This window comes from Protofrankia sp. Cas4, assembly GCF_963555915.1.
Lineage (GTDB): Bacteria > Actinomycetota > Actinomycetes > Frankiales > Frankiaceae > Protofrankia.
The window spans coordinates 63,411-74,282 of the sequence record NZ_CAUVXL010000031.1; the positions used below are offsets into that span (position 1 = coordinate 63,411).

The window sequence follows — 10,872 nt, forward strand, 5'->3', positions numbered from 1 at the left end:
GGTTGATCGGTTTCTGGATAGTCCGGTGACGGCGAGCCGTTTGTGTATGAAGGACTGAAGCAGGCGCGTCGGGACTCCGGAGCCGCAGTGGTTCTCAGCGGCGACTATGGCGGGACGATTTTTCTGACCGTTCCGGTGCGGCTGGTTCGGTGTGACGCTGAAGCGCTTTTCACCCTCGTGTCCGATCTGGATGCGGTCACCTGGATGAGTGGGGATCCGACCATCGCCACCGTGACCTTCAAGCAGTGTCCCGTCGGATCGACGGTTGAGGGTGGAGATGGTGGAGGCCTTGTCGTCGACGGGGTGTGGACGCATCCCCATCGTCTTGGGGACAAGATACGAGTCCAGGCGGCCGAGGTCACGCTTGGACGACGTCAACGCATCGATGGAGAGCTCCTGCGGAGCGAACGGACCCGTGAGCTTGAGCGTAAACGGGCCTGGCGGGCGAAACAGCCGCCCTTACCCAGAAACGCTCCGTGGGATTTCGACATCTCGCCACCCATCGTGCCGTTCCCTGAATAGCCGATGGCTGTCGTAAGCGGAGGCATGCTCAGGGAAACCAGCCCGGTCGGCTATCAGGTATTCCATCGACCGATACCTCCGGTTCGCTTCGGTATGATTCAGCTGAGAACGGGAGCGCCTGTGGAGCGGAATTGATGTACTTGCAGGGCAAGGGTGGCGCCGATTCTACGGATTCTTTTCGGTATACGGCAGAGCGCGTGGTGGGCGAAAAGCCTGTTTTTGTGAAATACGCAGTTCTGGAGGGAGAGGAGTGGCTTTGTGGGCATCGACATGACGACGTTGTTCACGAAGTGGACATGGTTGTGATGATTGGCATGGAAAGCGGAGCCGTGCTGCGGATCAGATGGATCCTGCCTGGGTTCGACCAGGGGCTTGAGGCTGTCTTGGACCAAGCCCCACCGGAGGGGCTGAATACGGTTGATGTTACGCGAAGTGAGCAGTGGCTACCGTTGATTGGGCATCCCGTGTCTGAGGTTGCGGTGGCCTGGCATGTTCCGTATGAGGGCCGTCCACGGTTGCCGTGGTCCTTGCGTCTGACCTTTGACGGCTATGGCAGTGCTGTCGTTGCTCTTGGCGAGGAGCAGGATGGGACGTTGGTGTGTCACCCGACTTCGCTTCTTGTCTTCTTCGACGAGAAGGCAGCCCGGTCGTTTGTAAACCCCGACGATTCGCTGTCTTCCTGGGGCGAAGTACTACGATAGACTCCACTTTGGGGCATTATTCCCAACGACGCGCAGGGCTTCCTCCCGGTTACCGACCGCGTCGGCGAGCCCGCTGTGCCGTGGACCACCTGTCGGGTTGCATGGGGTGGGCGGCGTGATCATGGTCGTCGCCGGGTGGTGCGGACATCTGTCACCGGTGGTGGCGGGGCTCGGCCTGTACCGCACCCGACCGGACCGACGGTGGGCGGGTGCCCTAGCGTGTGCGAAGGTTCTTTCGTAGCTGTTAAGCCCAGGTCACGCGATCATGACCTTTTCGCGTCGCCGGAGGTCCCCGGGGTAGGTCTGTACCTGCACGGGACGATCCGCGCCGGCGCGGACCGATCAGAGGGGACGATCTACAGATGGCCATCAGTCTCGCCAAGGGCGGCAACGTCAGCCTTACCAAGCAGGCGGCGGACGCGGGTACGCCCCAGCTCACCGCGTTGACGGTCGGGCTCGGTTGGGATGCCCGCACCACCACCGGAACCGACTTCGACCTGGACGCGTCCGCCATCGGCGTGAAGGCCGACGGCAAGGCTCTCACCAACGAGCATTTTGTTTTCTTCAACAATCTGAAGTCCCCGGAGGGCGCCATCACCCTCACCGGCGACAATCTCACCGGCGCGGGCGAGGGGGACGACGAGTCGATCGTCATCAACCTCGGTCAGGTACCGGCCGACATCGACAAGATTGTCGTACCGGTGTCGATCTACGGTGCGCAGGATCGGAACCAGAACTTCGGGCAGGTGCGTAACGCCTACATCCGCGTTGTCGACCAGACCGGCACCGAACTGGTCCGTTACGACCTTTCCGAGGACTACTCCACCGAGACGGTGGTGATTTTCGGTGAGGTCTATCGTAACGGTGCGGAATGGAAGTTCCGGGCGGTCGGCCAGGGTCACAACGACCTTGGTGGTCTCGCCCGTGACCATGGTGTCACCATCTGACACCATGCGTGACATGGCCTGTCGGTGGACGGCGATGCTCCGGCTCCCCGTCCACCGATGGCAACGGTGTGTGATCGGTAGGTGGCGGTAGATCTGGGAAAGTCATGGGTATGACGCCCATGATGACCGCCTGGCAGGTCACCACACCAGCACCGGCAACGGCGCGACCGCTGCGGTGCACGACCCTGCCCGTGCCCGAACCCGCTGCCGGCGAGGTGCGTCTGCGGGTCGCGGCGTGCGGGGTCTGCCGTACAGACCTGCATCTCGCCGAAGGCGACCTCCGGCCGCGTCGACCCAACACGGTTCCCGGGCACGAGGTGGTCGGCTATGTCGACGCCGTCGGCCCCAAGGTGGAAGATGTCGCCCCCGGTGACCGGCTCGGGATCGCCTGGCTGCGGGAGACCGACGGGACCTGCACCTACTGCCGGCGCGGCGCGGAGAACCTGTGTCTGGTCTCCCGCTACACCGGTTGGGATGCCGACGGCGGTTATGCCGAGTACGCCGTCGTCCGCGCGGACTACGCCTACCGGCTGCCTGAGGGCTACTCCGACGGTGAGCTGGCGCCGCTCCTGTGCGCCGGGATTGTCGGTTTCCGGGCGCTGCGCCGCGCCGACCTGCCACCGGGCGGCCGACTCGGGATCTACGGCTTTGGCGCGTCCGCCCACCTGGCCGCGCAGGTGGCGCTGGCGCAGGGTGCGAGGGTCCATGTGCTGACCCGGTCGCAGACGGCGCGGCGACTCGCGCTCGCGCTCGGCGCATCGTCAGCCGCCGGGCCCTACGACGCCCCGCCGGAGCCGCTGGACGCCGCGGTCCTGTTCGCGCCGGTCGGTGACCTGGTGCCCGTTGCGCTGGGAGCACTGGACCGGGGCGGGACGCTGTCGATCGCCGGTATCCACCTGTCCGATGTGCCGGCGTTGAGCTACCAGCGGCACCTGTTCCAGGAACGGACGCTGCGGAGCACGACCGCGAGCACCCGGGCCGACGGGCGTGAGTTCCTCGAGATTGCTGCGCGGCATCGGCTTGCGGTCACGGTCCAGCCATATCCGCTGGACCGGGCGGACGAGGCGCTGATCGACCTGGCGGCGGACCGGGTGACCGGCGCCGCGGTCCTGTTCCCGGCCGGCTGAGCAGGGCCGGCTGAGCAGGGCCGGCTGAGCAGGGCCCGGCTGAGCAGGGCCGGCTGAGCAGGGCCCGGCTGAGCAGGGCCCGGCTCGGGCAGGCTGCGGGCGACCGTAGCCCAGCCGCGGATCAGGCCCGTTTGACGGCCGCCAGCCGGCGTTCGGCGAGAGTGAGCAGGTCGGATACCTCCCTGCTGAGGTAGCCGGTGGCGCCGCGTCCGATCTGCCGTCGGCGCAGGATGCCCGCGCCGACGAGTTCCTCGGCCGCGGCCCAGGCGGCCTGCACGGACACGTCCAGGATGCGCGCCGCGCTGGCCGCGGTGAGCACCGGGGATCCGGGTAGCATGGTGATCAACCGATCGGCGGTTGACGGTTCCCGGGGCCGGTTGCGAACCACGACGGTCTGCTCCCGGCAGGCTGCCAGCCGGGTGTCCCAGGACCGGCGCAGTTCGGCGATCTCGTCCGCGAAGGTGCGGGCCTCCTCGATCGCCACCACCATGGAGTCGAGAAAGAAGGTCAACCACTGGTTTAGCGCGGCATGGGAGGCCCGGCCGCCGGGCGGACCGTCGTGGCAGTAGGCGGCCAGGGCCGTCACATAGCGGTCGGACCGGCTCACAAAGGCGAGGCTGACCGGTAGCACGGCCGGCGTGACCAGGCCCCGTCGGGCGAGCACAGCATGGATCAGCATCCGCGCCACCCGCCCGTTTCCGTCGTCGAACGGTTGGATGGTCTCGAACTGGGCGTGGACGAGCCCGGCCTGGATCAGCGGTGGATGGGCGTCGCCCGACGCATAGGCGGCAAGATCAGTCATCAGGCTGACCACCTCGGACGGCGGCGCGGGTATGAAGGCCGCGTCCAACGGGTTCCACTCGCTCCCGCCGAGCCAGGTCTGAACCGACCGTGGGCCGGTGTGCCGGTGGCCCGGGAGCAGGGTGCGTTGCAGGTTGACGATGCCGTCCACGGTGATTGCCCCGGGTTCGGCGAGATCGGTGACCGCGTGGCGGAGCGCGGCGATGTTGCGGGCGACCCGGCGGGCGTTCACGCTGAAGCCCTCGACGACGCTGTCGGTACCGGCTCCGCTCGCGAACTCCGCCAGGGCGACCTGCTGGGGAGGGACCCCGATGCCCGCGATGCGCGACGAGGCAACCGCCTCGGACCGCAGGAGAAAGCCGGCCAGCCGGTCCAGGCTCACCATGACTGTGCCGGTCAGCGACCGGATGCCCGCCTCGACGGCGGTCGCGCGTGCGATGAGATCATCGTGGAGGCTCGGCGGCGACCCGGCGAGAGGATCGGGACAGTACGGGCGGTACACCCCCATGCGGCGCCCGCGCAACGGTGCGGCAGGGTTCGGGGCCCAGAGCTGTTCCCCGTATCGACCCATCGCCGGATTCCCCTGTTTTCAGCATTTCGACACAGGCAAACTCTTGGAGTTTGCTCAACTACGGTTCCGACCCCGGCCCAGAAGCTGTAGCAGCCCGGCCGCGGTTGCGCTGAGTGCGGCGGCGACGAGCACATCCCGGGGTAGCAGGTCGGCGGATTCCCGCTGAATACGGCCGTGGAAGCGGTCGAAACGTTCCGGCCACGGACTGCGGCCGGCGAAGTAGATTCCGATTTTGTCGGTGTCGGGAAGGCAGGCCCCGCTCATACCGGCGAGCACTGCGAGCCTTCGGCCGGGTGGAGCGGCCGCCGTCAGAACACCCATTGCGACCAGACCCGCCACGCCGTCGCGTCGGGCGACCGGAATCCAGTCCAGCCCCGGGCCGGTACCCCAGTGCGGCAGCATGTCCATTGCCAGGTGAGAGGCGAAACCAACGGCAAACGCGGGTATCGGCCGACGTAGTGCTGTACCGACCAGGGCCCCCGCACCTACGTGTGCACTAATGATCATTTGATGTGTGCTCCCCACGGTCGTAGGAGTTCATTCGCGCGCGGACGACCAGGTCGCGAACGCTGTCTGGACAGGGCTGCTATTCCCGTGCGGCCAGCGGCGGCGCGGCAGGAGTCGTGATCGCGCAGCCTCTGCCGAACTCGGCAAGAGCTGCCCACAGTAGCCGAGAGGGGTTCGCAGGCCTTCACACGCGGCGCAGGCTCACACTGTCCTGCCTCGTACAGCCACCGATTGTGGAGTATCCGGTCAGGCGGCGGCCTGGTCAGGCGATCAGGTGACGACCCGGCGGCCTTCGAAGGCGCGACCGAGAGTCACCTCGTCCGCCCATTCCAGATCCCCGCCCATCGGCAGGCCACTGGCCAGACGGGTGACCTTCAATCCCATCGGAGCGATCTGGCGAGCCAGGTAGGACGCGGTGACTTCACCCTCGGTGTTCGGATCGGTCGCGAGAATCAGTTCGGTCACCGTCCCATCGGCCAGCCGAGCGATCAGCTCTCGGATGTGCAGGTCATCAGGGCCCACTCCACCGATCGGATTGATCGCGCCACCGAGGACGTGATAGCGCCCCCGGAACTCCCGCGTCCGCTCGATGGCGACGACGTCCTTCGACTCCTCGACGACGCAGATCTGGGCCGGATCACGTCGCTGGTCGGAGCAGATCCGGCACAGTTCCGCCTGCGCGACGTTGAAGCACAGCCGACAGAACCGGACCTTGTCCTTGACTTCGTTCAGCGTCGCCGCAAGGCGCCGCACATCGACGGGGTCCGCGGAGAGAAGGTGGAAAGCGATCCGCTGCGCGCTTTTCGGGCCGATACCCGGCAGCCGGCCGAGCTCGTCGATCAGATCCTGGACGATCCCCTCGTACATTGTCACCGACCTGCCCCGATGTGGCAGCCAGGCACGAGCCGGTCGCCGATCGGCATGCCTGTCATCCCAGGCCTGGGGCTTGCGGCCCCGAGCCCGACCCGCCGGCCAGACCTGACGGTCCGCTCGGAACTCCGAGCCCGCCCGGAACTCCGAGCCCACCCGGAACTCCGAGCCCACCAAGAGCGTCGCCCAGCCCGCCGGTGACCTCGCCCATCCGCTCCGCGGCGAGCCCGCGCGCGTTGACGGCGGCGTCCCGAACGGCCGCGAGGACGAGGTCCGCCAAGGTCTCGGTGTCGGTCGGATCGACCGCGGCCGGACTGATGGTGAGATCGACCAACTCGCCGCCGCCGGTCACGGTGGCTTTCACCAGACCTCCGCCCGCGGTGCCGTCCACTCTGGTGTCGGCGAGTTCCTGTTGGGCGGTCATCAACTCGGCCTGCATCCGCTGGGCCTGCATGAGGATCTGGCCGATGTCCGGCCCAGGTATCTGCGGGTTCGACATGTCCATGAGCCTACGTCCGGGGTCCGACGCACCCATGTGCCGCTGACTGAGGAATGTCCGGTCCGTCCGGTGTGCGGCCAGTCGACGCAATGGTCGATCAGTCGATGGGTTGGTCGATGACGGTGGCGCCGAGGTCGGACTGCAGCAACGCCATCGCGGCCGCCTCACCCGACAGCGACGCGCCTGGGTACGCCGGCGCGTCATCGTCGCCGGCCGAGGGCTCATCGTCGGTGTCGCAGTGGCCGGCAGCCGACGACGCTGGTGGTACCGACGTCACCGGTGCCGGTGCCGGTGCCGGTGGTGTGGCCGAGGACGATTCACGGGGCGCGGGCGAACGTCGTGCCACGTCAGGGCCGGCGTGGGCGGTGGCACGGCCCTCCCCCGTGGCGCGTGCACCCGGCCGGTCGGCGGGCGTTGCCCCTGGTCGGACGGTCGTCGCCTCATGACGGATCTGCCCGGCCGTCGGGGTAGGCGCCGAAGGTCCGCCGGAGGCCATGGCTCGTCCGGTCGGGCGGTGCACAGGTGCCGGTGCTCCCGATTGGGTTGCCGGCGGCGGTGTGGCGACGGCTACGGCGTGCACCGGCCCGGCCGAGGCTCGCGGTGAGCTGGACCCGGCCGGTTCCGGCCCGGAAGTCCCGTCCGGACGGCCTGGCCGACTGTTCCCACCAGGGGTCCAGGGCACGCCGGTGCCCCCCGGCGCACCGGGTGGTCCCCCCGCGGCTGCGATGGTGACCCGCCAGCTGCCGCCCAGAATCTCTGTCAGGGCGGCGCGGAGGACCTCGACATTGCTGCCCTGACCGAACATCCGGGCGATCGTCGCGACCGTGAACGCGAGGATGACTTCGTCCCCACGAACATCCGCGACCGAGGCGTACTCCTGGAGTAGGGCGTGCGTGGCGGGCTTGCGCGACCGGGCCGCGCGGAGCACGTCGTCCCAGGCTGCTCGCAGTCGTCCCGCATCGGCACCGCCACCACCGCCGGCATCGCCACCACCGCCGGCATCGCCACCACCGCCGGCATCGCCACCACCACTGCCAGTCGATCGCGTTACGGCGGGGGAGTGCGGTCCGGGTGCTGGTTGTGCGCGGACCTCGCCAGTTCCGGAAAACCGGGCCGGGGTCGGCGGTTGCGCCGGGCCGGCCGACGGTCCCGGGCCGGTCGACGGTCCCGGGCCGGTCGCCGCCGCCGCATCATCATGTGATGGACCGGTGATGCCGCCGGCCTCCGCCCGCCGTTCCAACCGTTCGAGGCGGACCAGCAACGCCGACGGGTCAGATCCGGCAGCGGGCAGCAACGCCCGTGCCATGACCAGTTCGAGCAGGAGGCGCGGGCTGGTCGTCCCGCGCATCTCCTTGAGACCTGCGTGTACCACGTCCGCGGCCCGGGAAAGCTCGGCCGGGCCCATCCGGCCGCACTGGTCGCGCATCCGTTCGATCTGGTCGAGTGAGTAGTTCTCCAGCAGCCCCTTGGCGGGCGCGTCCGGCACGGCCGCGAAGACGATCAGATCCCGTAGGCGTTCCAGCAGGTCCATGGCGAATCGCCGGGGGTCGTGGCCGGAGGAGACGACCTTGTCGACAACGGTGAACGAGGTGGCGCCGTCCCGTGCGGCAAGGGCGTCGACCGCTTCGTCCAGCAGGACGCCGTCGGTCAGCCCGAGTAACGCTACCGCCCGATCGTAGCCAAGGCCATCCGGCCCCGCGCCGGCGAGCAGCTGGTCGAGTACGGACAGCGAGTCGCGGACGGAGCCTGCGCCGGCTCGTACCACCAGCGGTAGTACCGCCGGATCGACGTCAACCCCTTCCGACGTGCAGACGGACGTGAGGTGGTCGCGCAGCGCCCCGGGTGGAACGAGTCGGAACGCGTAGTGGTGGGTCCGGGAGCGGATGGTGGCGATGACCTTGTCGGGTTCGGTGGTCGCGAACACGAACTTCAGGTAGGGCGGTGGTTCCTCGACGACCTTGAGTAGGGCGTTGAAAGCCGCCGCGGTGACCATGTGGGCCTCGTCGACGACATACACCTTGAACCGCGCCGAGGCTGGCGCGAAGAACGCGCGTTCCCGCAGGTCGCGGGCATCGTCCACAAGCCCGTGGGAGGCGGCGTCGATCTCGGTGACGTCCATGGACACACCGCGTCGGATCGACACGCACTGCTCGCACACCCCGCACGGCTCGGGTGTCGGCCCGTTCACGCAGTTCAGGGATGCGGCGAGGATGCGTGCGGACGACGTCTTGCCGCAGCCGCGCGGACCGCTGAACAGGTAGGCGTGGTGCAGGCGGCCGGTCCGCAACGCCTGCATGAGGGCACCGGTCACGTGCTCCTGACCGACGACCTGGGCGAAGGTCGCTGGACGGTACCGGTTGTACAACGCGCCGCTCACATGATCACCGACCTGTTCCGTCGATCACTCGCTACGTCAGCACGCTGGGCGTTGCCCGGGATCAAGGCCGTCGCCGGGTTCGCGGCCCCCGCGAAGAGGACGACCCCTCGCACACCCGCCAGAGCCTGCTTACCCTTGCTGCCTTCCGGCCCTGGGGGGGTTCACGAGGGTGACGCCGCGCGAGGGGTCTGCCAGTGAGTCTAAGGCCTGTCGGATGGATCTTCAGCAGCGCATCGGTGGCTCGAAAGCCGCCATCAGTCAGGCATACTCACCGAAAGCCATCCATATGGTCGGTCGGGACGGCTGGCCGAATGCCTTGCGTGTGAAGGTGGTGGCATCCCGACCAGCAACGATGTCCAGGAAGTGCCGGTGAGGTCCAACATGAGCGTCAGCATCCGCAACCAGATTGCCGGAACCGTAACCGTCATCACGTCCGGTGCGGCGATGGCAACGGTCAAGATCCGCCTGGTCGGCGGTCCGGAGGTGACCGCCGCGGTTACCGTGGAGTCGATTAATGATCTTGATCTCGCTGAAGGCTCCCAGGTTCGGATCATGGTCAAGTCCACCGAGGTCGCGCTGGCCACGGGTCCCGTGTCGGGCCTGAGTATCCGCAACCGGATTCCCGGCACGATCGTCGCGATCGACGAGGGCGATGCGATGGCGGTGGTGAAGCTTGTCATCGACGGGGGTGACGAGATCACTGCGGCGATCACGAAGGCGGCCGTCGTCGACCTCGGCCTTGACCGGGGTGTCGCGGTCACGGCGCTGATCAAATCCACGGAGATCTCGATCGCATCCCGCTGAGCCGGTAGGGATCTTGCTGGCCGTCGGTTCCGTTGCCCGTGGATCCGATAGGCTTGGCAACGGAGGATTCGCCTAGTGGCCTAGGGCGCACGCTTGGAAAGCGTGTTGGGGGCAACCCCTCGAGAGTTCGAATCTCTCATCCTCCGCCGTGTGTTACCAGGCATTCTGTCGAGCCGATCATCATCGGCCGGCTCGACAGTCGATCATTTGGTCTCAGTTCTGGTCTCACTTGCTCCGGTCGGTTCGGCGGGGTCCGGTGGCTCCTCCCACAGCAGGCGATTCAGGCGGGTTGCCACGTCCTTGAGGACGGGGTCTGTCAGATGCTGGTACCGCCGTCGCATGCTCTCCGAGGACCACCCCATGATCCCCATCACCGCGCGGTCGGGTACACCGAGCAGCAGCAGTACGGTGGCCGCCGTGTGCCGCGCGTCGTGCAGCCGGGCGTCCCGTAGCCCCGCAGCCTGAAGCAGCGACTTCCACTCGTGGTAGTCGGTGTTCGGGTTGAGTGGTCCGCCAGTCTCGCTTGCGAACACCCAACCCTCCTCACGCCAGAGCTGGCACGCGTTCGTGCGCTCTTTGTCCTGCTTCTCTCGATGACGTATCAGGATCTTGACCAGTTCGTCCGGTAGGCCGATGTTGCGTCGCCCGGCTCTCGACTTCACATCCTTGGTGTCCGGCCGAATCTGCTTCCGGTTCGGGCAGTAACCCGATTTCCGCCCGCACGGCTTTTCGCAGCCGTGTTCGTACCTGGGGCGCAGTCGTCCTCGACGGATTCGTATCAGACCGGAATCGAGGTCCACATCCTGCCACTTCAATCCCAGCGCTTCCCCCTGCCGTAGACCGAGCGCCAACGCGATTGCCCACCGCGCGCTGTTGCGTCGCTTGAGAGCTTCGGTCAGAAGACATTGGATCTCCTTGACCGAGTAGGGCTCCACCTCGTCATCGGATTCAGAAAGTCGAGGCGCTCTTGCGAGCGTTGCGGGATTACGTCCAAGGTGCCTCCGACGTACCGCTTCGTTCAGTGCAGCTCGCAGCGTCCGGTGTGCCTGGTGGGCCGTGCCGGGGGAGCTTCCTGACTGCCGCATCCGCTGGTACAGGGCCTCGATGTGCTCTTATACACATCTGACGCTGCCGACGACTAGTCGA

The 10,872-nt window shown here is 67.4% G+C and carries 11 protein-coding genes, 1 tRNA gene and 1 other RNA gene; 6 read left to right on the forward strand and 7 right to left on the reverse strand.

Annotation, left to right across the window (positions count from 1 at the left end):
* The first annotated feature begins 42 nt into the window (after window positions 1-42).
* The 4 genes from U9979_RS03310 (at window position 43) to U9979_RS03325 (ending at window position 3,297) form a co-directional block, all read left to right on the forward strand.
* The gene (locus U9979_RS03310; RefSeq protein WP_322778210.1) at window positions 43-522 is read left to right on the forward strand and encodes a hypothetical protein; all 480 of its coding nucleotides are present in this window, start codon (window positions 43-45) and stop codon (window positions 520-522) included.
* Window positions 523-656: 134 nt separating this feature from the next.
* Window positions 657-1,223 (forward strand): hypothetical protein, encoded by a 567-nt coding sequence (locus U9979_RS03315; protein WP_322778211.1) that lies wholly within the window; start codon window positions 657-659, stop codon window positions 1,221-1,223.
* Window positions 1,224-1,585: 362 nt separating this feature from the next.
* On the forward strand, window positions 1,586-2,170 hold the full coding sequence (locus U9979_RS03320) for a TerD family protein (RefSeq protein ID WP_322748715.1): 585 nt from the start codon (window positions 1,586-1,588) through the stop codon (window positions 2,168-2,170).
* A gap of 122 nt (window positions 2,171-2,292) precedes the next feature.
* The gene (locus U9979_RS03325) at window positions 2,293-3,297 is read left to right on the forward strand and encodes a zinc-dependent alcohol dehydrogenase family protein (protein WP_322778212.1); all 1,005 of its coding nucleotides are present in this window, start codon (window positions 2,293-2,295) and stop codon (window positions 3,295-3,297) included.
* Between the two features lie 121 nt (window positions 3,298-3,418).
* On the opposite strand, the gene U9979_RS03330 is transcribed toward U9979_RS03325, so the two are convergent.
* The 6 genes from U9979_RS03330 to ffs all read right to left on the reverse strand — a co-directional run bounded on the left by U9979_RS03330 (window position 3,419) and on the right by ffs (window position 9,114).
* Window positions 3,419-4,669: a Fic family protein gene (locus U9979_RS03330; protein ID WP_322748716.1), complete on the reverse strand. Its 1,251-nt coding sequence runs from the start codon at window positions 4,667-4,669 to the stop codon at window positions 3,419-3,421.
* A gap of 54 nt (window positions 4,670-4,723) precedes the next feature.
* Window positions 4,724-5,176: a hypothetical protein gene (locus tag U9979_RS03335; protein ID WP_322748717.1), complete on the reverse strand. Its 453-nt coding sequence runs from the start codon at window positions 5,174-5,176 to the stop codon at window positions 4,724-4,726.
* Between the two features lie 270 nt (window positions 5,177-5,446).
* Entirely contained in the window at window positions 5,447-6,043 is a 597-nt protein-coding gene (gene recR / locus U9979_RS03340; protein ID WP_322748718.1) for a recombination mediator RecR, read from the reverse strand.
* 61 nt (window positions 6,044-6,104) lie between these two features.
* The gene (locus U9979_RS03345; RefSeq protein WP_322778213.1) at window positions 6,105-6,545 is read right to left on the reverse strand and encodes a YbaB/EbfC family nucleoid-associated protein; all 441 of its coding nucleotides are present in this window, start codon (window positions 6,543-6,545) and stop codon (window positions 6,105-6,107) included.
* A 97-nt stretch (window positions 6,546-6,642) separates the two neighbouring features.
* Window positions 6,643-8,922, reverse strand: a complete 2,280-nt coding sequence (locus tag U9979_RS03350) for a DNA polymerase III subunit gamma and tau (protein ID WP_322778214.1) — start codon at window positions 8,920-8,922, stop codon at window positions 6,643-6,645.
* A 95-nt stretch (window positions 8,923-9,017) separates the two neighbouring features.
* Window positions 9,018-9,114: signal recognition particle sRNA small type (gene ffs, locus U9979_RS03355), an RNA gene on the reverse strand.
* A 189-nt stretch (window positions 9,115-9,303) separates the two neighbouring features.
* On the opposite strand from ffs, the gene U9979_RS03360 reads away from it, so the two are divergent.
* Both U9979_RS03360 and U9979_RS03365 read left to right on the forward strand, forming a co-directional pair.
* The gene (locus U9979_RS03360) at window positions 9,304-9,726 is read left to right on the forward strand and encodes a TOBE domain-containing protein (protein ID WP_322778215.1); all 423 of its coding nucleotides are present in this window, start codon (window positions 9,304-9,306) and stop codon (window positions 9,724-9,726) included.
* 61 nt (window positions 9,727-9,787) lie between these two features.
* Window positions 9,788-9,872, forward strand: a tRNA-Ser gene (locus U9979_RS03365).
* 57 nt (window positions 9,873-9,929) lie between these two features.
* Here U9979_RS03365 and U9979_RS03370 read toward each other — a convergent pair.
* The gene (locus tag U9979_RS03370) at window positions 9,930-10,661 is read right to left on the reverse strand and encodes a site-specific integrase (protein WP_322778216.1); all 732 of its coding nucleotides are present in this window, start codon (window positions 10,659-10,661) and stop codon (window positions 9,930-9,932) included.
* Window positions 10,662-10,872: the final 211 nt, after the last annotated feature.